The organism is Paractinoplanes durhamensis, from assembly GCF_016862175.1.
Lineage (GTDB): Bacteria > Actinomycetota > Actinomycetes > Mycobacteriales > Micromonosporaceae > Actinoplanes > Actinoplanes durhamensis.
The window spans coordinates 167,794-191,800 of the sequence record NZ_BOML01000058.1; the positions used below are offsets into that span (position 1 = coordinate 167,794).

Annotated in this window: 23 protein-coding genes; 11 read left to right on the plus strand and 12 right to left on the minus strand. The window is 67.6% G+C overall.

Features of this window, described 5'->3' with window-relative positions:
• The first annotated feature begins 166 nt into the window (after nucleotides 1–166).
• Together Adu01nite_RS36195 and Adu01nite_RS36200 are read left to right on the plus strand one after the other, a co-directional pair.
• On the plus strand, nucleotides 167–1,195 hold the full coding sequence (locus Adu01nite_RS36195) for a UDP-N-acetylglucosamine 2-epimerase (protein WP_203733803.1): 1,029 nt from the start codon (nucleotides 167–169) through the stop codon (nucleotides 1,193–1,195).
• 11 nt (nucleotides 1,196–1,206) lie between these two features.
• Nucleotides 1,207–1,557: a nuclear transport factor 2-like protein gene (locus Adu01nite_RS36200; RefSeq protein ID WP_203733804.1), complete on the plus strand. Its 351-nt coding sequence runs from the start codon at nucleotides 1,207–1,209 to the stop codon at nucleotides 1,555–1,557.
• Here the strand turns inward: Adu01nite_RS36200 and Adu01nite_RS36205 are convergent.
• Nucleotides 1,554–2,297 carry a dienelactone hydrolase family protein gene (locus Adu01nite_RS36205; protein WP_203733805.1) on the minus strand — a complete coding sequence of 248 codons (744 nt, stop codon included), beginning with the start codon at nucleotides 2,295–2,297 and terminating at the stop codon, nucleotides 1,554–1,556. The two genes, Adu01nite_RS36200 and Adu01nite_RS36205, sit on opposite strands and share 4 nt — an antisense overlap.
• A gap of 88 nt (nucleotides 2,298–2,385) precedes the next feature.
• On the opposite strand from Adu01nite_RS36205, the gene Adu01nite_RS36210 reads away from it, so the two are divergent.
• Together Adu01nite_RS36210 and Adu01nite_RS36215 are read left to right on the plus strand one after the other, a co-directional pair.
• On the plus strand, nucleotides 2,386–2,943 hold the full coding sequence (locus tag Adu01nite_RS36210; RefSeq protein ID WP_203733806.1) for a TetR/AcrR family transcriptional regulator: 558 nt from the start codon (nucleotides 2,386–2,388) through the stop codon (nucleotides 2,941–2,943).
• Nucleotides 2,944–3,040: 97 nt separating this feature from the next.
• Complete coding sequence (locus Adu01nite_RS36215; protein WP_203733807.1) at nucleotides 3,041–4,471, plus strand: glycoside hydrolase family 18 protein; 1,431 nt, start codon at nucleotides 3,041–3,043, stop codon at nucleotides 4,469–4,471.
• Nucleotides 4,472–4,547: 76 nt separating this feature from the next.
• Here the strand turns inward: Adu01nite_RS36215 and Adu01nite_RS36220 are convergent, their stop codons facing one another.
• On the minus strand, nucleotides 4,548–5,147 hold the full coding sequence (locus Adu01nite_RS36220; protein ID WP_203733808.1) for a TetR/AcrR family transcriptional regulator: 600 nt from the start codon (nucleotides 5,145–5,147) through the stop codon (nucleotides 4,548–4,550).
• A 115-nt stretch (nucleotides 5,148–5,262) separates the two neighbouring features.
• On the opposite strand from Adu01nite_RS36220, the gene Adu01nite_RS36225 reads away from it, so the two are divergent.
• The 3 genes from Adu01nite_RS36225 (at nucleotide 5,263) to Adu01nite_RS36235 (ending at nucleotide 9,419) form a co-directional block, all read left to right on the plus strand.
• Nucleotides 5,263–6,798, plus strand: coding sequence for an MDR family MFS transporter (locus Adu01nite_RS36225; RefSeq protein ID WP_239132957.1), 1,536 nt, complete (start codon nucleotides 5,263–5,265; stop codon nucleotides 6,796–6,798).
• Between the two features lie 96 nt (nucleotides 6,799–6,894).
• On the plus strand, nucleotides 6,895–8,469 hold the full coding sequence (locus tag Adu01nite_RS36230; RefSeq protein ID WP_203733809.1) for a GGDEF domain-containing protein: 1,575 nt from the start codon (nucleotides 6,895–6,897) through the stop codon (nucleotides 8,467–8,469).
• Between the two features lie 140 nt (nucleotides 8,470–8,609).
• The gene (locus Adu01nite_RS36235; RefSeq protein ID WP_203733810.1) at nucleotides 8,610–9,419 is read left to right on the plus strand and encodes an SAM-dependent methyltransferase; all 810 of its coding nucleotides are present in this window, start codon (nucleotides 8,610–8,612) and stop codon (nucleotides 9,417–9,419) included.
• A 252-nt stretch (nucleotides 9,420–9,671) separates the two neighbouring features.
• On the opposite strand, the gene Adu01nite_RS36240 is transcribed toward Adu01nite_RS36235, so the two are convergent.
• Both Adu01nite_RS36240 and Adu01nite_RS36245 read right to left on the minus strand, forming a co-directional pair.
• Nucleotides 9,672–9,962 (minus strand): hypothetical protein, encoded by a 291-nt coding sequence (locus Adu01nite_RS36240; protein ID WP_203733811.1) that lies wholly within the window; start codon nucleotides 9,960–9,962, stop codon nucleotides 9,672–9,674.
• Nucleotides 9,963–10,020: 58 nt separating this feature from the next.
• The gene (locus tag Adu01nite_RS36245) at nucleotides 10,021–10,275 is read right to left on the minus strand and encodes a hypothetical protein (RefSeq protein WP_203733812.1); all 255 of its coding nucleotides are present in this window, start codon (nucleotides 10,273–10,275) and stop codon (nucleotides 10,021–10,023) included.
• A 263-nt stretch (nucleotides 10,276–10,538) separates the two neighbouring features.
• Between Adu01nite_RS36245 and Adu01nite_RS36250 the strand changes: the two genes are divergently transcribed.
• Nucleotides 10,539–10,772 carry a DUF397 domain-containing protein gene (locus Adu01nite_RS36250; protein ID WP_203733813.1) on the plus strand — a complete coding sequence of 78 codons (234 nt, stop codon included), beginning with the start codon at nucleotides 10,539–10,541 and terminating at the stop codon, nucleotides 10,770–10,772.
• 100 nt (nucleotides 10,773–10,872) lie between these two features.
• Here the strand turns inward: Adu01nite_RS36250 and Adu01nite_RS36255 are convergent, their stop codons facing one another.
• From Adu01nite_RS36255 to Adu01nite_RS36265, 3 genes are all read right to left on the minus strand, one after another.
• The gene (locus Adu01nite_RS36255) at nucleotides 10,873–11,763 is read right to left on the minus strand and encodes a Sco1979 family transcriptional regulator (RefSeq protein ID WP_239132958.1); all 891 of its coding nucleotides are present in this window, start codon (nucleotides 11,761–11,763) and stop codon (nucleotides 10,873–10,875) included.
• A gap of 1,006 nt (nucleotides 11,764–12,769) precedes the next feature.
• Nucleotides 12,770–15,037, minus strand: a complete 2,268-nt coding sequence (locus Adu01nite_RS36260; protein ID WP_239132959.1) for an LLM class flavin-dependent oxidoreductase — start codon at nucleotides 15,035–15,037, stop codon at nucleotides 12,770–12,772.
• Between the two features lie 158 nt (nucleotides 15,038–15,195).
• Entirely contained in the window at nucleotides 15,196–15,975 is a 780-nt protein-coding gene (locus Adu01nite_RS36265) for a potassium channel family protein (RefSeq protein WP_203733815.1), read from the minus strand.
• Between the two features lie 207 nt (nucleotides 15,976–16,182).
• Between Adu01nite_RS36265 and Adu01nite_RS36270 the strand changes: the two genes are divergently transcribed.
• On the plus strand, nucleotides 16,183–16,482 hold the full coding sequence (locus Adu01nite_RS36270; protein WP_203733816.1) for a DUF3040 domain-containing protein: 300 nt from the start codon (nucleotides 16,183–16,185) through the stop codon (nucleotides 16,480–16,482).
• Between the two features lie 3 nt (nucleotides 16,483–16,485).
• Here the strand turns inward: Adu01nite_RS36270 and Adu01nite_RS36275 are convergent, their stop codons facing one another.
• On the minus strand, nucleotides 16,486–17,325 hold the full coding sequence (locus Adu01nite_RS36275) for a phosphoribosylaminoimidazolesuccinocarboxamide synthase (protein ID WP_203733817.1): 840 nt from the start codon (nucleotides 17,323–17,325) through the stop codon (nucleotides 16,486–16,488).
• 113 nt (nucleotides 17,326–17,438) lie between these two features.
• Here Adu01nite_RS36275 and Adu01nite_RS36280 point away from each other — a divergent pair, with 113 nt between their 5' ends.
• On the plus strand, nucleotides 17,439–20,549 hold the full coding sequence (locus Adu01nite_RS36280; RefSeq protein WP_203733818.1) for a DUF3427 domain-containing protein: 3,111 nt from the start codon (nucleotides 17,439–17,441) through the stop codon (nucleotides 20,547–20,549).
• A gap of 6 nt (nucleotides 20,550–20,555) precedes the next feature.
• Here Adu01nite_RS36280 and Adu01nite_RS36285 read toward each other — a convergent pair whose 3' ends face one another.
• A complete protein-coding gene (locus tag Adu01nite_RS36285; RefSeq protein ID WP_203733819.1) occupies nucleotides 20,556–20,837 on the minus strand; it encodes a hypothetical protein in 282 nt (93 codons plus the stop codon).
• A gap of 153 nt (nucleotides 20,838–20,990) precedes the next feature.
• Here Adu01nite_RS36285 and Adu01nite_RS36290 point away from each other — a divergent pair, with 153 nt between their 5' ends.
• Nucleotides 20,991–21,854, plus strand: coding sequence for an SRA domain-containing endonuclease (locus tag Adu01nite_RS36290; RefSeq protein ID WP_203733820.1), 864 nt, complete (start codon nucleotides 20,991–20,993; stop codon nucleotides 21,852–21,854).
• A 22-nt stretch (nucleotides 21,855–21,876) separates the two neighbouring features.
• Here Adu01nite_RS36290 and Adu01nite_RS36295 read toward each other — a convergent pair whose 3' ends face one another.
• The 3 genes from Adu01nite_RS36295 to Adu01nite_RS36305 form a co-directional block, all read right to left on the minus strand.
• The gene (locus Adu01nite_RS36295) at nucleotides 21,877–22,122 is read right to left on the minus strand and encodes a hypothetical protein (RefSeq protein ID WP_203733821.1); all 246 of its coding nucleotides are present in this window, start codon (nucleotides 22,120–22,122) and stop codon (nucleotides 21,877–21,879) included.
• Nucleotides 22,123–22,426: 304 nt separating this feature from the next.
• Nucleotides 22,427–23,563: a helix-turn-helix domain-containing protein gene (locus Adu01nite_RS36300; protein ID WP_203733822.1), complete on the minus strand. Its 1,137-nt coding sequence runs from the start codon at nucleotides 23,561–23,563 to the stop codon at nucleotides 22,427–22,429.
• Nucleotides 23,564–23,681: 118 nt separating this feature from the next.
• Nucleotides 23,682–23,909 carry a winged helix-turn-helix domain-containing protein gene (locus Adu01nite_RS36305; RefSeq protein ID WP_203733823.1) on the minus strand — a complete coding sequence of 76 codons (228 nt, stop codon included), beginning with the start codon at nucleotides 23,907–23,909 and terminating at the stop codon, nucleotides 23,682–23,684.
• Between the last annotated feature and the right edge of the window lie 98 nt (nucleotides 23,910–24,007).

Below are 24,007 nucleotides of genomic sequence, written 5' to 3' on the forward strand. Positions count from 1 at the left end.
CACCACGCTCAGTATTGCCCGGATGCCCGATCTTCGCCGGTTATGCCCGGCCTGAGATGTCTGGGTTAGGCCGTTCGGACACACAAAGTGATGTGGCCTTGATTCACCCTCCGTGACTGCATAGCGTTCCCCCAGTTCCTGCCGAGCTGGTCCGGAGAGAGAATCCATGTCGCTGCCCGAAGTCCACCTCGCCGGTGGCACGTGTGCCGAGGCCATCCGCCTCGTCCCGGTTGCCGCCGCCATGCGCGCCCAGGGCCTGCTCGCCCCGGTCCTGCTGGCCGGCGGTGCCGACCCGACCGACGTGTCCCGCACCTACATCTCGCTCGGCCTGGCCTCCGACGAAACGCTGTCGGCGGGCGCCGACCTGGCCACCGCGGTCGGCCGCTACGACAAGCTGTGGGCGGCCCGCACCCCGGCCGCCGTGCTGGTCAGCGGCGACAACCTGGCGGCCGCGCTGGCCGCGTACTGGCGGCGCATCCCGGTGCTGCACATGGACGCCGGGCGGCGCTCGGGCACCCCGATGGCCGACGGCGTCGACGCCGACCGGCGACTGCTCGCCCAGGTCACCACCGTGCACCTGACCGCGGCGCCGCTGACCGCGATGAACCTGCTCGACGAGTCCGTGGTGGCCGGCGACGTGCTGCTCACCGGCGGCACCGCGGTCGACGCGGCCCGGATGATGACGGCCCGGCTCCGGGCGGCCGGCACCCCGCGCCCCCACCGGGTGCTGCTGGTCGGCGTGGACGACGCGCACGACAAGCCGGTCCGCGAGGCGATGCTCGACCTGGCCGCCCGCTACCACGACCTGGACGTGATCGGCGCGAAGGTGTCCACCCCGGACCGGGCGCGGCTGGTCGCGGCGGCCGACCTGGTGCTGGCCGACGACTTCGACCTGGCCGAGGAGGCGCTGGCCGCCGGGGTTCCGGTGCTGGTGCCGGGCGACGGCCGCGGGCTCACCGAGGCGCTGCACGCCGGGAGCGCCCGGCAGGTCGACCCGACCACGCACGCGCTGGTCACCGAGATCTCCGCGCTGCTGGACAGCCGGTTGCGGCGGGACTCGATGTCCGCCAACGGCAGCCCGTACGGCGACGGACTCGCGGCCGGTCGCATTGCCCAGGCCACCGCCGCCCTGCTCGGCCACGGCCAGTTCCCCGACCCGATGCCCGCCCGGCCGCAGGCCGGCGTCGCCAGCTGAAGGAGCCCCTCATGGACGTCGTCGGTTTCTGGGCCCGGTCGTGGATCAATGGCGACCAGTCCGCGGTGCGCAAGCTGCTCGCCCCGGACGCCGAGGTGGAGTGGAACCTCGACGCACCGGTGGATGACGAGGAGTTGTTGCAGGTCCAGCATCGGATCTCGGCCTTCGCCGACTCGGTCACGATGACCGGGCGCACGGACGCCGAGGACGGCGCCGCGATCGTCTACGACCTGACGGCGCCGTTCGGCACGGCCCGGATGATCGAGTTCCTGGCCGTCACCGACGGCCGGATCACCGAGGTCCGCCAGGTGTACGACGTGACCTCGACCGACCGCTACTTCCCGGGCCTCTACGCCAACTAGATCCGGTCGAGCAGCGCGAACAGTTCGACCCAGTGCCGCTGCTCGCCCTCGGCGTGGAACATCGCGGTATCGCTCATCGTGAAGCCGTGCGGCGCACCCTCGTACACCTCGGACGTGTAGGTGACGCCGGCCTCGTCGAAGGCGGATTCGAGCGCCTTGATCTGATCGGCGGTCATCGAGCTGTCGTTGTCGGCGTGCCCGAAATAGACCTCGCCGGTGATGGCGCCGACCGACAGGTGCGGGCTGTCCGGCGTGTCGGTGACGACGCCGCCGGCGTGGAAGCTGGCCAGCGCCTTGATCCGGTCGGGGTAGGCGGTGATCGCCCGCAGCCCGTTCCGGCCGCCCATGCAGTAGCCGACCAGCACCACCGGCTCGGCCGAGACACCCGGCTGGGCGGCGAAGAAGTCCAGGTAGGCGCCGGTGTCGGCGACGATCCGCTCGCCGGTGAGGGCCTGCATCATCGGGCCGAGCCGGCCGAAGGCGGCGTCGCGCTTCGCGGCGTCGGTCAGCTCCTCCGGGGTGATCAGCGGGCCGCTCGCGCTGCGGTAGAAGAGGTTCGGCACCAGCACGGCGTACCCGCGCTCGGCGATCCGCTCGGCCATCTCGGCGAGCCTCGGCCGCAGGCCGAAGGCATCCATGAAGAACAGGACGCCGGGGAAGGGTCCGTCGCCGTCCGGCTTGACGAGGTACGCCTCCGCGGTGCCGTCCGGGGCCGGGATCTGCACTTCGGTGGTCTGCATCTGGGCCTCCTGCGCCACATCATCGTTGATCAAGGGCAACGTAGCACCAACCGGGGATGCTTCCCCGGTCTGTCGTAACCTGTCCCCTATGCCCCATCGTCTGCGCGCGGACGCCGAGCGCAACCGCACCGCGCTGCTGTCCGCCGCCCGGGAGGTGTTCGGCGAACAGGGTCTCGACGCGTCGCTCGACGAGATCGCGCGGCGGGCCGGCGTCGGCAACGCCACCCTGTACCGCCGCTTCCCCACCCGGCGCGACCTGATCGCCGCGGTCTTCGCCGGTCAGATGACCGCCTACGTCCAGATCGCCGAGTCGGCCATGCTCGAGTCGGATCCGTGGGCGGCGTTCGCCAGCTACCTGACTCGGCTGTTCGAGCTGCAGGCCACCGACCGCGGCCTGTCCGAGCTGCTGGTCAGCACCAGTTTCGACGACGACGACCGGCTCGCCGAGTTGCGCACGGCCGCCCAGCGCAGCGCCTCCGAGGTGATCGCGCGGGCGGTGGGCGCCGGGGTGCTGCGCGCCGACTTCAACCGCCGCGACATCAGCCTGCTGATGCGGGCCAACGCCGGCGTGCTCCAGCGGTCGACCGAGCCGGACGCCTGGCGACGTCAGTTGACGCTGTTGCTGGAGGGCCTGGCCGCCCGCTGATGACATTTAAAGTTGTTTAAGGTCAAGCCAAGGTCCCTTAATTACAGACCGGCCGAGAATCGACTCCCGTCGTCACCACCTGCGATCGGAGTCACCCATGCAACGCAGCCGTCTGCGTCTCGCCATCTATGCCTCGGCGGCCGTCCTCGCCGTCGGCGGTGGCGTCGGCGCGGCCGTCGCGGCCACCACCCCGACCACCAAGGCCGCGGGCGTCCTCAGCGCAACCTTCACCAAGGACAGCGACTGGGGTTCGGGCTACCAGGCGAAGTACACGATCACGAACGGCACCGGCGCGGCCGTCAGCGGCTGGCAGCTGGCCTTCGGGCTGCCGTCGACCGCGAAGCTGGGCAGCTTCTGGGACGCCACGGTGACCGTCTCCGGCAGCACCGCGACGGCGAAGAACCCGAGCTGGGCGCCCACCATCGCGGCCGGCGCCAAGGCCGAGTTCGGCTTCATCGTGGCCGGCAGCGGCAGCCCGGTGAGCTGCACGATCAACGGGGTCTCCTGCGCCGGCGGCACGCCGACCACCGCACCCACGACGACCCGGCCGACCACCGCGCCGACGACGGCCCCGACCACCAAGGCGCCGACCACGGCCCCCACCACGGTCGCACCGACCACCACCGCGCCGACCACCCCGTCGACCGGCGGTGTGCTGGTCGCCCCGTACGTCGACATGGGTCTTCTCTCGAACGGCTCGACCACCCTCGCCCAGCTCGGCACCAGCGGGAACGTCAAGTCGTTCAGCCTGGCCTTCGTGACCAGCGCGGGCTGCAAGGCCAGCTGGTTCAACGCGTTCGACCCGCGGCAGAAGCAGTTCGCCGACCAGATCGCGGCGGTCCGCGCGGCCGGCGGTGACGTGAAGGTGTCGTTCGGTGGTGCCACCGGCATCGAGCTGGCCCAGGCCTGCACCAGCGTCGCCACCCTGCAGGCCGAGTACCAGGCGGTCGTCACCGCCTACAACCTGAAGTACATCGACCTGGACATCGAGGGTGCGGCGGTGGCCGACCCGACCACGATCGCCCGCCGGTCGACCGCGCTGGCCGCCCTGCAGAAGGCCAACCCGGGCCTGAAGATCTCGCTGACCCTGCCGGTGCTGCCGGAGGGCCTGACGGCGGACGGCGTCAACGTGGTCAAGTCGGCCAAGGACGCCGGCGTGAACCTGGACCTGGTCAACATCATGGCGATGGACTACGGCCGCTCCGCCCAGGACTACGGCGACCTCGCCATCCAGGCGGTCAAGTCCACCAAGGACCAGATCAAGGCGCTGTACGGCAACAGCGACGCGGCCGCCTTCAAGATGGTCGGCGTGACGCCGATGCTGGGGGTCAACGACGACCAGGGCAAGTTCCTGCAGAGCGACGCGCGGGACCTGGTCGCCTTCGCGAACGCCAACCACATCGGCTTCGTCTCCTACTGGGAGGCGAACCGGGACAAGAACGCCTGCACGGGTGCCCTCTTCCAGTGCACGAACGTGAGCCAGACGCCGTTCGAGTTCAGCAAGATCTTCGCCGGCTTCACCGGCTAGAGCTTTCCTCTCATCCCCAAAGTAAGAGAAACGCGGCTCCGGGTCCCCCAACCCGGAGCCGCGTTTTTTCGTACGTCTACGCCAGGCCGCGGCCGGCGTTGGCGAGCGCCTCCTCGGCGAACTCCCACCGGGTCGCCGCGGTCGGGGCGTCGAGCCACATGTTGAGCGAGACGCGCAGCGCCACCAGGAAGGCGGCGGCGGTCATCCGCGCCCGTACGCCACGCGGGTCGGGCTCGGTCAGGCGGGCCGAGACCTCGGCCGCGAGATCCCGCTCGACCGCGGCGAACGTCTGCATCTGGGCGGCGAAGAGCGTCGGATGGGTCCGCAGGAGCCGGCCCTGGGCCACCATCTGCGGGTCGAGGTCGCCCACTTCCCGGTTGAAGTCGGCGGCGGCCGCGGTGAGCGCCGCCCACGGTGACTCGGCGGCCGGCCGGCCGCGGAACGAGTCGAGCAGGCGCTGGATGCGCTGGAGGTCGCCGTGCATGAGCGCTTCCTCTTTACTGCTGAAGTAGTTGGAGAACGTCCGCCGGGAAACACCCGCGTCGTCGGCGATCGCCTCCACCGTGATCCGGTCCAGGCCGTGCTCGGTCGCCAGCCGGACCGCCGACTCATGCAGGGCCTGCCGGGTGGCGGCCTTCTTCCGCTCGCGAAGCCCCGGCTCCGCCGTCGTGCTCATGGGATGAGCGTACCGGCGTGTGACTCGGTTCTCAATGGGAAATATTGCTCAGTGAGCAGCGTTGGTCGATAGTTGTATTTGCCAACCACTTGAAGAACCCGCTGGAGGCTGCGCGATGAGCGCGAAACCCATGTCCCACCGCCAGATCATGGAGGCGCTCTCCGGCCTTCTGCTGGTGCTTTTCGTGGCGATGGCCAGCTCGACCATCGTTTCCACCGCGCTGCCGAAGATCATCGGGTCGCTGAACGGCACCCAGACCCAGTACACCTGGGTGGTCACCGCCAGCCTGCTCACCGCGACCGCCTCCACCCCGATCTGGGGCAAGCTCGCCGACCTGTACAGCAAGAAACTGCTGGTCCAGATCTCGATCGTGGTGTTCGTGGTCGGCTCGATCATCGCCGGCTTCAGCCAGACCGCCGGCCAGTTGATCGCCGCCCGCGCGTTCCAGGGCCTCGGCATGGGTGGCGTCCAGGCGCTCGTCCAGGTCGCCATCGCCGCGATGATCCCGCCGCGGGAGCGCGGCCGGTACAACGGCTACCTCGGCGGCGTGATGGCCGTCGCGACCGTCGGCGGCCCGCTGCTCGGCGGCCTGATCGTCGACACCGCGTGGCTCGGCTGGCGCTGGTGCTTCTTCATCGGTGCGCCGATCGCGGTGATCGCCCTGGTCGTGCTGCAGAAGACGCTCAACCTCGCGGTCATCCGGCGGGAGCACGTCAAGGTCGACTACGTGGGTGCCGCCCTCATCGCGGCCGGCGTCAGTGTGCTGCTGGTCTGGGTGTCGTTCGTGGACAGCTCGTTCGCATGGTTGTCCTGGCAGACGTACGCCATGGTGGGTCTCGGTGTTGTTCTTCTCGCCATCGCGATCTGGGTGGAGACCCGGGTCGCCGAGCCGGTCGTGCCGCTGGAGATCGTCAAGAAGCGGGGCACCGCCCTCGCGATCATCGCGAGCCTGTCGGTCGGCATGGCCATGTTCGGTGGCGCCGTCTTCCTCGGCCAGTACTTCCAGATCGGCCGCGGCTTCAGCCCGACCGAGGCGGGCCTGCTCACCATCCCGATGATGGCCGGCGTGCTGGTCTCCTCCACCATCTCCGGCCGGATGATCAGCAAGACCGGGCACATCAAGCCGTACATCGTCGCCGGAACGCTCGTGCTGGTGGCCGGCTTCGCCGGTCTCTCGATGCTCGACCACGAGACCCCGCTCTGGTACGTCGGCATCGCGATGGCCCTGGTCGGCATCGGTGTCGGCATGTCGATGCAGAACCTGGTCCTCTCCGTGCAGAACACCGTGTCGCTGAAGGACATCGGCGCCGCCAGCTCGACGATCGCGTTCTTCCGCTCGCTGGGCGGCACCATCGGCGTCTCGGTGCTGGGTGCGGTCCTGGCCCACCGGGTCACCGCGGAGCTGGGTGGGGGCGCATCCTCCGGCAGCAGCAGCCTCAACATCAGCGCCCTGCCCGAGGCCGCTCAGCACGTGGTCCGCGCCGCCTACGGCGACGCCACCGGGCACATCTTCCTGATCTCGGCCGCCATCGCGGTGGTCGGCGTGGTGGCCGCGCTGTTCATGAAGCCCACCGCGCTGCGCTCGACGGTCGACCTCGACTCGTCCGCCGCCTCGAGCGCCGAGGCCCCGGTTCCGGCTCTCACCCGCTGAACCCCTTGAAGCGTGTGCCCGATCACGTGCTTGGGATCTTCCACTTACCCAGAGCTAGCCTTCAGGAACGGAGCGCATACGAGAGAGGCGGCGGATTTGAACGGGGATCTCGATGCCGCCCTGCTCGAACTCGAAGACGCCATCAACTGGGACGCCGAGGCCATGCTGGAGCAGGCCGGCCGGCTCGAGCGGGACGCCCAGGCCCTCGGCGACGAGTTGCTCGTCGCACGCGCCCGGCTCAGCCAGGCCAACCTGCACATGCGGGCCGGCGATCTGCCCGGCGCGGCCCGCCGGATCTGGAAGGTGCACCAGTGGGCGGTCGAGCACAACGCCCGGCAGCTCACCGCCCGCACCCACCTGGTCTGGGCCAACATCCACCGGCATCTCGGGGACGCCGCCCAGTGCCTGGAGCACTCCATCCTCAGCGTCGAGCTGCTCGACGACACCGCCACCGACCACATGCGGATCTGGCATCTGGCCAAGCTCGCCGACGCGCTCAGCCTGGCCGGCTCGATGGACGCCGCACGCCTGCGCTACCGGCAGGCCGCGGACCTCGCGCGCCGTCTGAAGCGTCCGGATCTGCAACTGGCGGTTCTCAACAACTTTGCGTACGCCGAGTTCGCGGCCGGGCAGCACGAGATGGCCCAGCAGGTCGCGGCCCGGCTGCAGCGGCACGCCGCCGGGCACGGCTTCGAGCTGGACGCCGCCCTGCTCGACACGATCGGCGCGATCCAGATCGAGAACGAGCAGTTCGCCGAGGCCGAGCGCACCCTGCTGGCCTGCCTCGACAACCACCACGACGGCAACCAGGACGACGCCGACGCGCTGGCCGAATACCTGCTCACCCTGGCCCGGGCCCAGCGCGGCCTCGGTGCGTACGCCCGGGCGCAGCGCAGCCTCAACGCCTCCCGGCGCCTCTGCGCCGAGCGTGCGCTCGGCCATGTGCAGGTCCGGCTCCATCAGGAGCAGGCCGAGCTGTACGCGGCGCAGGGCGAGTTCGCCGAGGCGTACGCGGCGCACAAGGAGTTCTTCGCGGCGCACACCCGGCAGCACTCGATCCAGCGCGAGGCGCAGGCCCGGACCAGGCAGGCGATGTTCGAGACGGCGGAGGCCCGGCAGGAGGCCGAGCGGTTCCGCGAGCAGGCCCGCCGCGATCCGCTGACCGGGCTGCGCAACCGCCGGTTCCTCAACGAGCAGCTGCCCGGCCTGATCGAGTCGGACCCGGAGCTGACCGTGGCGATGATCGACCTCGACCACTACAAGCGGATCAACGATCAGCTCTCGCACGACGTCGGCGACCTGGTGCTGGTGCAGGTGGCCCGGCTGCTGGAGAAGGCGCTGGCGGAGATGGCGCCCGGCGGTTTCGTGGTGCGGATGGGCGGCGAGGAGTTCCTGCTGGCCCTGCCGGGGACGCCGATCGACCGCGCCACCGCGGCGCTGGACGACCTCCGGCGGATGATCAGAGGTCACGAGTGGGCGCCACTCACCGCCGGTCTTCCGGTTACCGTGAGCATTGGCGTGGCCGGCGCCGGAGACGCCGCGAAACCCACCCAGGCGGCCCTTCTGTCCATTGCGGACAGTCATTTGTACGCCGCTAAGCACGGTGGACGCGACCGGGTGGTGTCATCGGCGACCGGATCCGGCCGGAACCGCCGGGCATCCGCGGCGTGAGCTGCGATTCCGCTCCGTAATGTTGATCTGGGTCGACGCCGGTGAACACGCATAGGTCGAACCGCTACCCTTGACGACACTGACGGATGTCGACCCGCGCGAGGGTCGGCGAGGTTCGCCCGTCGGCGCTGGGAGGGGTCATGCACGGAAGCAACGAGGTTGCGCCGCCAGGAGTCAACACCAACGTGCCCCATTCGGCCCGCATCTACGACTACTGGCTGGGCGGGAAGGACAACTTCGCGGTCGACCGGGCGGTCGGCGAGGCGATGATCAAGGCGATCCCCGGCATGCGCTACATGGCCGGCGAGAACCGCAAGTTCGTCCACCGGGTGGCCCGTGATCTGGTCGCCAAGGAGGGCATCAAGCAGTTCCTCGACATCGGCACCGGCATCCCGACCCGGCCCAACCTGCACGAGATCGCCCAGCAACTGGAGCCGTCGTCGCGAGTGGTCTATGTGGACAACGACCCGATCGTCCTGGTGCACGCCCGCGCCTTGATGATCAGCACGCCGGAGGGCCGCAGCGAGTACATCTCGGCCGACATCCGCGACCCGCGCTCGATCCTCGACGACCCGGCGCTGAAGGACACGCTCGACCTGGACGAGCCGATCGGCCTCACGCTGATCGCGGTCCTGATGCTGCTGGCCGACGCCGACGACCCGTGGTCGCTGGTCGGCGCGCTGCGCGACGCGATGCCGTCCGGCAGTTGCCTGGCGATCACGCACCCGACCGCCGACTTCGCGCCGGCCGAGGTCGAGCAGGCGGTGAACGCCGCGACCGGGGCCGGCATGACGCTGGTGGCCCGCTCGCAGGAGGCGGTGCGCCGCCTCTTCGGCGACTGGGAGCTGCTGGAGCCGGGCCTGGTGCCGGTGTCGAGCTGGCGCCCGGACACGGCGGTGGACAACCCCGAGGCCGCCTACTACTGGGCCGGGGTCGCACGGAAGCCGTAACGGCTTGGGTTTAGGCGGGGGTCAGGGGCGAGCGGGCCCCTGACCCCCAGTTATATGTGGGGTAAAGCCGTCCCCGCCGCTGCGCCTCACCGGCCAATCCCCTGACCACGACCGTCCTGGCCGGACGGCGCGATCGCCGGCGTGGCGTAGCGGCGGGTTGAGACCGGTCGAGCGGCCTGGCACGGGGGAACCGGACCGCCCGACCGGCGTCGGGCGAGCGCCTTTGCGGGGCGCTCACGGGTGTGACGGCGTTTACACCCGCAATCGTGGTCGCTTGCGTGCCAGCGGGGCCGGTAGTCGCTCCGCGCGAATCAGAATGTGGCGGCGGCCGGCCGGATGACCGGCCGCATCGAGCTCGTCGACCTCGGCGACGAGCCACGTGGTGCCATCGCGCACGACCGAGCTTTCCCACTCGATGTGCACGATGCGTAACCGAAGGCTGCCAGAACCATGATGGTAGTCCGACTCGGCAAACTCCTGCGCGGGCCAGCGCGGCTGCCGCGGAAGGAGCCGGCCGCCGCGGAAGATCAGCGCCGTCGGCACCGGAACCGGCGGACCGGGAAGGTGCCCGGCACGTCGGCCCCGCGCGCAGCGGACGAGGTCACTCGCGCGCGTCGGAATCACCTTCCTCGGCCGACGACCGAGGATCGATCGCCGTGGCATCGGGGCGGGTCAGGGCATACCTGACCCCGCCGAAGCGGTGGGTGACAGTGCTGGCACGCGTGGTAGCCGCGGCCATGTCATCCATCAGTGGCTCGTCGCGATAGACGACGGACGGGTTTCCCCGACGTTGTGTTTCCACTCCATCGGGGTCACTCGGATCCGCATGCTCGGGGCCGATGTTGGGAATCGACATGCTCGCCACCTCTCGCTCGGACGCCCCCGCCAGGGAGCCTCGCGTCGAGGCCGCAGACGCCGTTTCCGCGACCGACCCGTCACCCAAAGATGTCACCGTAAGTGACACCCATTGAGGTGTGTACGTGCGTTATCATGCTCACAATCACGTGAGTACGCAAGGCCAAATGCACGTGCATTTGCACAACGCGTGATCTGGCCGTAGCCACGAGAGACCGCCGCCTCCGGACGATCCCCGACCGGAGCAAACCAAGGGAGTTTCGAATGAACGCGGTTAACGGCATCCCCGCCGGCCAGTTGGACGGTGTCACCTGGCAGAAGAGCCGGCGCAGCAACCCCAGCGGCAACTGCGTCGAGGCTGCGCTGCTGCCCAACGGCGATGTCGCCATGCGCAACTCGCGGGACCCTGAGGGCCCGGCCCTGATCTACACGCCGGCCGAGATCGAGGCCTTCCTCGGCGGAGTTCGTGACGGCGACTTCGACAACCTGCTCGCCTGACCCCGGTGACCGGGCCGACGAGCCCGCGATCCACCGGAGAATCCGGCCATAAAAGACTCAGGCCCGCCGATCGGCGGGCCTGAGTGCTGTCCGGGACCTACTAGGCCGGGCGGCCGACCTCGTGCAGGAGCTTGCCGAGGATCTCCGGCGTGTGGTTCGGCGCCTCGGCGTCGATGCAGACCCGCTCCATCGCCATCGCGTACTGGTCGACGTCCTCGCGCTTGTCCAAGTAGATGGCGCTCGTCAGCTGCTCGACGTACACCACGTCGGGCAGCTCCGGCTCCGGGAAGCGCAGGATGGCGAACGGGCCACCGGCGGCGGCGTGGCCGCCCGCGTGGAAGGGGATGATTTGCAGACGAACGTTCGGCTTCTTCGACGCCTCGATCAGGAACTCGATCTGCGCCTTCATCACCTCGACGCCGCCGATCGGGCGGCGCAGCACGGCCTCGTCGATGACCGCCCACAGCTGCGGGGCATCCGGCCGGTCGAGGATCTGCTGCCGTTGGCGGCGCAACTCGACCCGGCGGTCCATCTCCTCCGGCGTGACGCCGGCGTGGCCGAGCATGATGACGGCCCGCGCGTAGTCCGGAGTCTGCAGCAGACCCGGGACGAACTGGACCTCGTAGGTGCGCAGCAGCGAGGCCGCGGCCTCCAGGCCCAAGTAGGACTGGAACCAGCCGGGCAGGATGTCGCTGAACTGCTGCCACCAGCCCGGGTTGTTGGCCTGGCGGGCCAGCACGAGCAGAGCCTCGCGCTCGGCCTTGTCGTTGACGCCATAGAGGGTCAACAGGTCGGCGACGTCACGCTCCTTGAAACTGACGCGCCCTAGCTCCATGCGGCTGATCTTCGAACCCGAGGCGCGGATCTCCCACCCGGCATCTTCCCGGGTGATGGTCTTGGCCTCCCGCAAGCGGCGGAGCTGGGCGCCGAGCAGGATGCGCAGCACTGTAGGGCCGCTGCCCGGTGCCTCCTCCTGCGAACCCGCGCTCACCTGACTCCTCGTCATCGCTGTCTTGGGGGCTGCCGGCCGCAGTCCCTACGCATCCTAAAGGGGAGATCGTCCACAACGAAACAGCACCAGCTTATCTCCGGAGGGTGACGCCCGAGGCATCCACGCGATGCAAATGCACGTGCATCCGGCCTTGCGAACGCCTCCGTCGGCGAGGATGATAACGGACACACCCGCACCACCTGCTGACACAGCGTGCTGAATAGTTCGGCTTCTCGGCTTACGCGCGCGATCTGGGTGGCGTTGTTTCGCCAGCCTGACGACGGAGTCTCCGAGACCTGGGAGGGCCAGCTCGATGTCCACACCTCCGCCTAACACCCCTACAGTCGCGCCGCCGCAGCGTGACCCCGCTGATGTGGCCCCGGCGGACAGCTATCACCCGTCCGACCGAGTCTGGGTCTACCGCGACGGCTGGCGGGCCGGTGTGATCGAGGCGAGCTCTCCCCGCGCAGTGACGGTGACCTATCGGCCCGGCGCACACCGTGGCACCGGGGTCGACACCTTCACTGCTCCTTATGTGAGCGTGCGCTCCTCGGAAGACCCTGCGCTCGACAAACGCGACCGCAATATCGTCGGTCGCCGGATGACACCGACCGGCCTCCCGGTGCGAGGTTCCGCCGCATGACCGGCGCAGTAACCGTGGCGGCCATCGTCGGCCTGCTCAGTCTTCTCGGTGGCGTAGCCCTGGGGTGGTATTTGCGACGCACCAACGACTGGTGCGCCGCGTGCGGAGACCAGCTGGCGTGTGAAGGATGCGGATCCGGCGCCGCCTGGCCCAAGCGGCCCATGTCGCCGTCCAACTCCCTATAACCCGCACTGATCCAACCGAGCCGGCGCAGATGCGCCGGCTCCTTTTGTTTCCACGCGGACAGTTACTGTCCGGAGTGCGAATTCACGGCATCTATCGAGTGAACCTGATGAACTCAAGATCGAGGAAACGGTCACTCAACGTGACTTTTTAGGGGTGCGGCAGGCCGCTCGGCGGACGCTAATCACCCAAAGGGTCGATATTGAAGTTGTCACGGAACACGTTCGCCGGGTCGTACTCCCGCTTGAGAGCCCGCAACCTGGCCAAAGTCGCAGGTGGCCAGGCCTCGGCAAGCCGCTCCGGGCTCTGATCGGTCTCGAACGAGAGGTACAAACCGCGGAAGTGGGTGGCCAGTTCGGCCCAGGCAGCGTCCAATCTCGACTTAGATGCCCCGAATGCCACCACTGAGAAGTTCGCTGCCCGGTGCGAATACGCCGTGGCAACCTCCGGCACGTCGGCGACCGCGCCGCCCACCGACCTGATCTGGAAGAAGTAGGCCGTACCCGCGTTGATCAGGGCCGCAGCGGCGGCACAGAACGACGGCGTTAGATGATCGATAAGCCCCGAGCGGGCCACCGGATCCCCCTGGCCCTCGTGCGGCGCGTCCGGCACGTTCATCACCCCGGCATACGGCACCAACTGGACCTGCTGGTCGAGCAGCGGCGCGATCTCGGCGATCGGGGTGAGCCGCTCGATGATCGTGTCCGGGGTGGAGGAGTTCACCACGCCGTACACCTGGGCGAGCGACTGCCCGCGCCGCGGCGCACCGACGATGAGGTTGGTGGTCAGGTCGCGGGGTGCCGCCTCCATCGCGGCGCCCCAGCGTTCGAGCAGGCCGGCCGTGTCGGAGGCGTCGAAGACGAACTGCCCGAACCCGACGTCCCCCACCTCGTCGACCTGGAACTCGAACGAGGTGACGACCCCGAAGTTCGCGCCGGCGCCGCGCACCGCCCAGAACAGGTCCGGGTGCTCGGTCTCGCTGACGTGCATTCGCGAACCGTCGGCCAGCACCAGGTCGGCGGCGCGCAGGTGGTCGATGGTGAGGCCGTGCTCGCGGGCCAGCCAGCCGATGCCGCCGGCCGTGGCCAGCCCACCGACCCCGACGCCGCCGTAGTCACCGCTGGACAGCGCCCACCCGTGCGGGGCCAGCGCCGCCGCCACGTCCTTCCAGCGGGCGCCGGCCTCGACCCGGACCAGGCGATCCGCCTCCGACAGGACCGAAATGTCGCGCATTTCGGACAGGTCGATGACGATGCCACCGTCGTTGGTGGACCGCCCGCTGATCCCGTGCCCCGCACTGCGCACCGCCAGCGGCACCTTCTGCTCGCGGGCGAACGCGAGCGCGGTCACCACCTGCTCGACGTCCCGCGCCTTGATCACCAGGCCGGGCGAACCGCCGCGCATATAGGTGGAGCGAACCTTCGCGTAGCCGAAATCGCCCGGCTCGACCGCCGTCAGCGAAGCCGGAAGCGCGTCATAGTCAATGCCTTCCCGGCGTGCCGCCAGCGCGACAGCGCTGCGCACCGGCCCGGCGTTCGTCCTTCGGGTGGAGAGTTCCGCACGCACCGCCGGAATGACCTCTTCAGCGAATCGCTGCAGCTCAAGCGGGTCATCGCTGCCAAGAATGAGGGTCCCGACGCCATCGTCGAGGATCAGCGGCAACAGTTCGTCCACCCACTGCGCCGCCCCTTTCCCCGGTTCGCCGGAAATGTTCAGCAGCCGGCGAATCTCCCGCGGATCCCGCCCCGCACCGGCGGCCGCCTCGTCGATGATCGCGTTCCCGCGCGCAAGATCCCCCGGCTTCAGATAGCCGAGCGACGGCAGCCACCCATCGGCCTTGGCCCCCACCAGCCGCAACATCCGCGGCTTGTAGGCCCCCAGCCAGATCGGCACGTCATGCGCCGGCGCCGGCCCACGCTTGGCCCCCTTGAGCTGGTAATACTTCCCGTCGACCCGGAGCTGGTCACGCGAGTCGGCCCGCCAGACCTCGCGAATCACCTCCATCGCCTCGGCCAGCTGCTCCACCGACTCGGCCGGCGTCCGCCGCGGAAACCCCATAGCCACCATCGCGTCCCAAAACGCCCCCGCGCCGAGCCCGAGCGCGAGCCGCCCCTCGGACAGCAGATCGAGCGAGGCAGCCGCCCGAGCGAGCACCGGAGCCGGCCGCATCGGGACATTCAGCACATTGCCGGAGATCTGAATCGTCGACGTCTGCGCCGCCACCCAGGTCAGCAGCGTCCACGTGTCCAGAAATCCAGGCTGATACGGGTGATCCTGAAAGGTGACCAGGTCAAACCCGAGCTGCTCACTCAGCTGCGCACGCGCAACAGCGGCTTGCGGCGGGTCATTGACGGGCGTGATGAACGTCCCGAACTCGATCGGGTGACCATAATCCACAAGCCCGAGCCTAGGTCGTCCCGCACGCCGAATCCGTGCGTCCTGCAACACATGATGCAGACCTATATATAGGTACGCGCCACGGGGCCACCAACCGCAACATCCGCGCCGGCCGCTTCTGGATACCTCGGCCGTCGCTGGTCACCCCCGGCGGCAGGCCACCGGCGGGCGCGGCGCCAACGCTGGGGCAGTTGCCGCCGTGGCCGGCCTCAGGGATCTTGGCCGGGCGGCGCCGTGCTGGGCTCGGCGGTTCGGTCGGCTTTCAGGCTGTCGACCTCGGCGCGAAGCTTGCGGATCTCGTGCAGGAGCAGGGCGATGTCGGCGCGGGTGGCGGTGCCGGCCGGCCGATCCGCGTCGGAGAGCCGCTCGACGAGCCAACTCGCCAGCGACCCGGTGGTGAAGCCGATCAGACCCAGGCCGCCGAACATCAGGGTCACCGCCACGAGACGACCCTCGATGGTCTGCGGATAAAGGTCGCCGTAGCCGACCGTGGTGATCGTGCAGACCGCCCACCACAGCGCTTCCGGGTAGGAGTTGATGAGGCTGTCCGAGCGGTCCTGCTCGGCGTCGAGCACGGCCAGGGCCGCCATCAGCACGATCAGGAACGACGCGCAGATCACGTAGACGGCCAGCCGCCCCCGAGTCCAGGCGACGGCGTGGCGGTTGAGCACGCGGAGAGCATTGAGCAGGCGTAACGCTCGGAGCGGGCGCAGCACCGGCAGGATCAGCACGGCCAGGTCGAACCAGTGGGTGCGGACGAAATGCGGTTTGCTGCGCGCCAGCCGAAGCCGAATCAGATATTCGATGCAGAACAGGCTCCAGATCACCACATCGCCGAGCTCGCAGACATTCCGCCAGGTCGAATCCAGATCCGGCTGAAGCACCGGCCACGCATAGACCGCGATGAAGAGCAGAGAAAGACCGGTCAACGGGTACGCGGTGGCGTGCTCCCACGCACGCAGCCGAACCTCGGACCCGTCACGACTCATGATCGCAGCTTGCCTGATCAGCCGGCCTTTTTGGGTGCGGTCCTGGGCTTGAGCGGCTGGGGGCAACCAGAGGTGCGGTTGTGAAAGTTGAGACGCGTACTCAAAAAGCCTTTGAAGGTGGTTCGGCAGATGGCGAACGCCCGCGTTTCGCGGGGAGGTCGACGGGCAACAAAAGGCGCGTCGGGATGTCCGTGGAGGTGGACCCGCATGCTGGAGCCGAACGAGAAGGCAAGGTTCGACAGTCTGGTGAGCGGCCTGCGAGAGGACGACCCCGTCTTCAGCCGCCGAATAGACCGCCTGGCCAAGCCAAAGCGAAACCGCTACCTGGCATTGGCCGTTCTGCTGTGGACCGCGGCCCCGATTTGCATAGTCTTCGGTGGATGGACGGGCTTGCTGCTGGCCGCGGTAGGCGTGGCCTACGGGGTCCACTTGATGTCAAAACGGGCCAGCGTGACCAGCGAGGCCGTATGGCCACCCCAGCGCCGCCGACCCGGCGTCGCCAACTGAGCGTTACTTCCAGGACTCGCCGGTAAGCCGCTCATAGACCTCGATGTAGCGGTTACGGGTGGCCGCAACAACTTCTTCAGGGATTTCCGGCCCCGGATCCGTGCGATCCCACTCGGTGAGCGAGCCGGACCAGTCCCGAAGGAACTGCTTGTCGAGGTAGCGCTGAGTGCCCCCCGGCTTCCATTCATCGGCCGCCCAGAACCGCGACGAGTCCGGCGTGAGCAGCTCGTCCCCAAGCTTGAGGGTGCCGTCCTTGGCGATGCCGAGCTCAATCTTGGTGTCGGCAATGATGATGCCCTTGGTGGCCGCAACTTCTTGCCCGCGCCGATAGACCTCGAGGGTGACGTTCCGAAGTTCCTCGGCAGCGTCGTCCCCCACCTTGGCCTGAACGTCAGCAAAGGTCATGAACTCGTCATGCCCTTCACCCACCGCGGCCTTGGTGGTCGGGGTGTAGATGGGCTCAGGAAGCTGAGACCCTTCGATCAGCCCAGGCGGAAGCGCAACACCGGAGACAGCACCGTCCCGCTCGTATTCCTTGAGCCCAGAGCCGGCAAGGTAGCCGCGGGCAATGCACTCCACCATGACCATGTCGAGCCGCTCACAGCGGATGGCCCGGCCGGCCCACTCACTCGGCACGTCAGTGCTGGAGATGACGTGGTTGGGGATGACATCACTGAGCTGCTCAAACCACCAGAGCGAGAGCTGAGTGAGAATCTTCCCCTTGTCCGGGATAGGGGTGGGAAGGATGACGTCATAGATCGAGATCCGGTCCGAGGTAACGAGAAGCAGGTCATCGCCATCGGCGTAGACGTCCCGAACCTTCCCCGAGTGCAACAGCTCCACGTGCTCCCCTTCGCGCGACCGTCCCGCATGTGCCACCTCACGCTATCCGACCTCGAAGAAGCCGGTCCGAAAGGCCCACCAGACAATCAAGATCAATGCGGCAGAATGACCGGGTGCGTGACGAGCTTGCCGCCGGGCTGTACGAGACCGTTCTTACTGAGGCGCTTGAGGCGCAACTCTCCGGGATTGACGCTCAACTTGTCGACAGGATCCCGCTGCGCAAGGCCGACGCGCCCGACCGCATTGCCCAGCTTCTCGCTCGACAGGTGTTTCGCGCGCTTGAGGCTGTCCCCCTCGATGAACGGGTAACCGTCGGCGTCGAAGTCGCAAATCTGCTGATGGACCAACTACAAGCTCGGCTCCCGAAGGCTGCCGCCGCGACCGAGCGGCCGACCGCAGCCGGCGAGGTCCTCCACGCCATCGGGACGACTCAGCTGGACGGCAAGCCGCATTTTCCCGCTCGGCCGCTCATCCCGCTGCTAGACACGGCGCTGCTGACCAATGCGCGCGGCGAACCACGAGTAGGCAGTCAGGTGCTCCGGGAGATCGAATCGGCGGACGAGATCGACCTGGTCATCGCCTTCATTCGCAGCAGCGGGCTGCGGCAAGGATTGGGTGACGCGCTGCGTCGGCACGCCGAGCAGGGCAAGCCGTTGCGGATCTACACCACCACGTACACCGGGTCGACCGAAGCCGCGGCACTCGACAAGCTCACTGCGATGGGCGCCGACGTTCGGGTTTCCTACGAGACGTCAGCCAATCGCTTACACGCGAAGGCCTGGCTCTTCCACCGGCACAGCTCGTTCAGTACCGCCTACGTGGGCTCGTCGAATCTGACCTATTCGGCGCAGAACGATGGAACAGAGTGGAACGTTCGCCTCTCCGCTGCGCGCAATCCCGATGTCATCGCTCGCATCAAGGCCGCCTTCGAGACGTTTGGGGCCAGCGAGGAATTCAAGAAGTACGAGAAGGAACAGTTTGAGGACGCCCTCGCGCGCATGCGCCGCTCGGACCGGCCCGATCCGACCGTCATCAGCCCAACTGAGCTGGAGCTCAAGCCGTTCCAGGAGCGCCTGCTCGAACTGATCGAGGTTGCCCGAGCCAAGGATCGCCACGAGAACCTGCTGGTCTCGGCCACCGGAACGGGCAAGACCGTGATGGCGGCTATCGACTATCAACGGTTGAGGTCTCGGCTTCCGCGAGCCCGCCTGCTCTTCGTCGCGCATCGGAAAGAGATTCTGCAGTCGAGCCTGGCCACCTACCGGCAGGCGCTGCGGGACTACTCCTTCGGCGAGCTGTGGGTAAATGGCGAACGCCCAACGGACTTCGAGCATGTCTTCGCCTCGATCTACAGCCTGAAGAACAGCATCGACCAGATCGCGCCTGACCACTTCGACGTCGTCGTCATCGACGAGTTCCACCACGCGGCCGCAGCCTCATACGACGCGGTCCTGGCCAGACTGCAACCACGCGAGCTGTTGGGACTGACTGCCACCCCGGAACGAACTGACGGGCAGTCGATCCTGCACTGGTTCGGTGGCCGAATCGCCGCCGAGCTTCGGCTTTGGGACGCGATCGAGCAGCGCCGGCTGTCCCCCTTCGAGTACTACGGCATCCACGACGGCATCGACCTGCAGGACGTTCCGTGGCGTCGTGGCCAGGGCTACGACCTAGATGCGTTGACCGAGAAGTACACCGGCAACGACCGCTGGGTGCGTTTCGTCTACAGCCAGTTGGTGGACCACGTCGACGACTTGGCCACGATGAAGTGCCTCGGCTTCTGTGTCAGCGTTGCGCACGCTCGCTATATGGCCGCGCAGTTCGAGCAGATGGGCATCAAGGCGGTCGCGGTCTCAGCCACATCCACGGATGTCGAGAGGGAAGGCGCCCTCACCGATCTGGCCGCCGGCCGGACACAGGTGGTCTTCTCGGTCGACCTCTTCAACGAGGGCGTCGACGTCCCGGCGGTCGACACCCTCCTGATGCTGCGTCCGACCGAGAGCGCCACGCTCTTCCTGCAGCAGTTGGGCCGCGGCCTGCGGCAGTCCCGCGAGAAGACGATCTGCACGGTCCTCGACTTCGTCGGCATGCACCGACGCGAGTTCCGCTTCGATCTCCGCTACCGAGCCCTGCTGGGCGGCAGTCGCCGTGACCTGGAAAAAGCGATCGAAGACGGCTTCCCATTCCTGCCGGCCGGCTGCCACATGGAGCTTGACCGTGTCGCCCAGGACGTCGTGCTGCGCAGCATCAAGGACGCGGTGCCGTCTACCTGGCCGAACAAGGTCAGGGAGTTGCGCGAACTCATTCGCCTCCGCGGCACGGTCTCGCTATCCGACTATCTGCGAGAGACCGGCCTGGAACTCGCCGACATCTACAAGGGCGACCACACCTGGTCAGAACTACTTGAGGTCGCCGGCGCGCCAATCGAGTCCGCCGGCCCATTCGAGGAGCCCTTGCGTCGAGCCGTCGGCCGATTGACGCACATCGACGACCGGCAGCGGCTGGACGGCTACCTCGCACTGCTGACCGCGGCTGGTCGCCCGAACACCGGATCGATGAGCAAGACCGAGCGACGGCTGCTTCACATGCTCATCGCCAATCTCGGCAGCCAGGTGCTGACCAAGAAGAACGAATTGCAGGACGCCACCCTCCAGCAGGCCACCGACATCGTCTGGCGGCACCCGCAGGTGTTGGCAGAGCTTCGCGAGTTGATGTCGACGCTCTATGACGCACCCGATCACGTGCAGCACTCATTCGCCAACGAGATCCCGCTGCAAGTACACGGCCGCTACACCCGACTCGAAATGCTCGCCGCCGTGGGCGAGGCCGACCGCGCCAAGACTCGGGAATGGCGCGAGGGCGTGCTCGACGTGTCAGCCATCGGCGCCGACTTGCTCGCCTTCACCCTCGACAAGACCAGCGGCGACTTCTCACCCACCACCCGCTACCGCGACTACGCGATCAGCCCAGACCTCATCCACTGGGAAAGCCAGTCGACCACGTCGGCCGACAGCCCGACCGGGCAGCGCTACCAGCATCACGTGGCCATGAAGCGGCAAATCCTGCTCTTCGCACGAGAGAACAGCGACGAGCGCGCGTTCTGGTTCCTCGGACCTGCCACCTACGTGAGTCACGAGGGCGAGCGCCCGATGGCCGTGAAGTGGCACCTGGAGACTCCACTGCCTGGCGATCTGTTCGCTGCTTTCGCAGCCGCGGTCGCGTAGTCGACGTTAATAGCCGAACGCATAGACCTTTCCGACCAGCGCCGGATCGCTGCAGGCCACAACGGTCACGTCGTACCAGGAGTCGCCGTCGGGACGGCCAGTGCCGGTGAACTCGTAGATGTGGTCATACTCCCAGGCCACCATGTCATCGGCGTCCCCGTCCACGGGCGGGGCCGGGATGACCGCACCAACAACCTGGGTCGGAATCATCAAGCCGCCCTCGTAGCGGTTCTCGATTGCCAGACTGATCGTGATAAATCTGTCGGCAGTCACGAAACGCTCGTGCACCGCGATCCTCCTATCCGGCAAGCTTCGCAAGTAATTGGCCAGTTAACTCGCGCTTGGCCCTGTCCACACTAGGCTGCGAAAAACCTACGCAAATTGCCGGATCAGCCACCCTCTTGTCTCAAGCCTGCCCCCCTGTAGATCATCATGCCGGCCATGATCAGCTACACGGCAAATCAGCGCTATAACCGTGCCGCTATCCACGCTGCGGCCAAGAAGGCGGGCGGTCCGCCAGGCAATGCCACCGCCGGGATCACGGTGGTCGGAGACGATCAGTGCGTCTTCTGGAATCCCTTCCGAGGACTCTATGCGAACCGATGGATCAAGGAGCCTGACGAGTTCATCTACTCAGGTGAGGGCAGCGTTGGGCCCATGCTGGACAAGGGTGGGAACCGCCGCCTCAGTGCGTGCCACGCGAATGGCACACCTGTACTTGTATTTTACAAGATGCAGAGGACAGGCTCGGAATGGCTCCACCTCGGCAGCTTCACCGTCGTGGATGTTGAAGCTGGGGTAAGCGTGGACGTCAAAAAGGTCCTGCGTGATGACATCAGGTTCCGCTTCCTACGGGTGACGCAGGACGTAATTTCCCAACCCCTGCCGGCACTTCCGAACGTTCCGCCGCCCCCGCCGCCGTCCGAGAACGAGCTTTGGGCACTGGTCGCGGCCCGTGCAGTGAAGACCAACGGCAAGCGGAAGCGGGCAACCAGGACGAGCCGCGATCGGCGCGTCTCCGATCCGCTTTTGACGGCCTACGTGCTCCAACGCGCCATCGACAATGGCGGCACCTGCGAGTCCTGCGGGGTCGCGCCGGATTGGAAGGACGACTCCGGGAGGCCCCACTTTCAGGCGCACCACATCGATCCCGACATCGACCGCGTGGACTGGATCGGCGCTGTCTGCGGAACTTGCCACGACCGCCTCCACCACAGCAGCGACCGCACCCACCGAGCCGACAAACTGCGGAAACTCGTCCGCGAACGGCAACTCGCAGCCGGTAGGGACGTCGTGGATTTCTAGCTTGCGACCCAGACCAGCTCAGTCAAGGTGGGCAGTCGGACGATCGTCGAGTCCATCCCAGGAACCTGTTCCAGGCCTCTCCGATCGGGCCGGGGCCCGCATCCATAGCGAAATCCTCGAGGTAGGTCCACATCAGGATCGCCAGGGCAAGCTGGTCAGCGACGTACTCGGCGGCGAGCGCGTTGCGCGCCTCAACGCATGGCCATTCCGCGCCACAGCGATAGCACTCCCAGACAGGGCGCTTCGGCAGATGCGCTTCGTCAGTCACCGCCCGATCCGCGCCTGGGCGATGAGCCGACGAACCGCTGCGGCGTGCTCGGCCGCGGACCGACTGGGCGCCTCGCGGGCAAGGCGCGCCAGTCGGCGGCGTCGCACGATCATCTGCAGAACAAGGAGCCTTTGCAGCATCGTTCCTCCCAGACCCAGACCGAAAGACGCAGCGGCGAGGCTCCAGAGACTGCAAGTACCGCGCCGCTGCCACGACGGACAGTAGGGAGGACGACTACTCGGAGGAACGGACGCAGTAGCCCATTTTCGGGCGTACGTGATCTTCTGCGGTAGGACGTTCTGTCCTACTCAACGCCCAGGCGGCGGGCCAGGCTCTTGACCGCGGTCGTCGGCCGGTGGCTGCTCAGCAGCTCACCGACCACAGTGCGAGGGAAGACTTGGTAGCGCATCCAACGCGGCGCCATCCGCTCAATGTTGAGCAGGATGCGTTCCGCCTCGCTGGCGTGAGCGAGGGCGACGTGAGCGTGCGCAAGGTCTGTCTGGTGCCGAGCCCTGGCCGCAAGCGGCAAGCCTGAATCCACCGGCATATCCCGCGCGACATCCAGGGCGCGCACATAGTCGCCGGCCACCACCGCAACGTCGACACGCTGCATCACCACCTGACTCACGCCGAACGCGGTCTGGTAGTCATTGCGGTCCTCGCCAAGACGAACCGCCGCACCGTGCGCCACCTGAAGCAGGTCCTGTGCTTCCTCGTCGTCGCCCGATCGGGCGGCTGCGGTCGCAGCGGTGACGAGCAGATTCCCCCACATGCTGATCGCAGCCTTCGGCGCCCGCCGGCGCGGCTCCATCTCGTCCGCCTCACGGATCGCGATGACCGTGGCGTCGGCTGCCCGAGCCTGGTTGAGCAACACCCACGATTGAGTGCCGATAAGTGCCGCCCGCAGTAGTGGCTCCTCGACGACCGCAAGCGCTTGGGCGACGGCAACCAAAGACAAGTCAGAGTGCCCAAGGTGGACCAGTGTGCAAGCGGCGATCTGGCAGGCCTCAGCGAGAAGATCCTTCGACGGCAGACCCCGAGAGCTGCCGATGATGCCCGGCAGGAAAGCCGACAACAGGTCGTAGTCGCCGCTCCAGTAAGCCGACCAAGCCTCGCCAAGCTGGGCGCGCAGGTCTTCCGGGTCGCCCTGCTCCCCAGGCTCATCGACCACCGGAGTCAGCGCTCGCCGCAGTGCCAACAAGCCTCCGTCGACCGGCAGGGTTTCCAGATGGGTCGGCTTACTCAGCAGCGACGAGAGGTCGACGTCGAGAGCGGCGGCAATCGCCGAGAGCGTGCGGATCCGCGCGGAGGCCTTGCGCCCCTGCTCCAGCTTCTGAACAACGTCGACGCTCACGCCCGCGCGTTCGGCGAGCTCGTGCTGGGTCAGGCGGGGGACGCGCTCAGTGCGGAGTTCGTGGATACGCTGCCCGATCTCGGACATCTGGGCTCCCTGGTAGCGGTCAGGGGAGGCCGTCAGCCGCTACAACTGACCGCCACACTCGACGGTATCCCGGCCCTACCCAGATTCCGATGCCGGCGACAGAGCCGATCAGTCCCGCCTACGCGCCTGGCGAGTCACGCACGTACACCCCGACGCCGGCGAGGGTCTCGGTGATGCCCTTGACTCGCAGGATCTGCATCGCGCGGTCGATGACCGGGGCTGTCACGTCGTAGTGGGCGGTCAACTCGCGGCGGCTCGGCAGGCGTGAGCCGGGCGGGAACTCGCCCGCCTCGATCCGCTTTTGCAGGTCATCGGCGATCTCTTCATACCGATAGCGTGGCGGCACGGTGCTCTCCTCGGTTGGCTCCCCGAGTAGATCACCTATAGCTAGCCATTGACTAGCCAAAGCTAGCTATGGCAGGTTGTCAGTGGGCAACCTCGGTT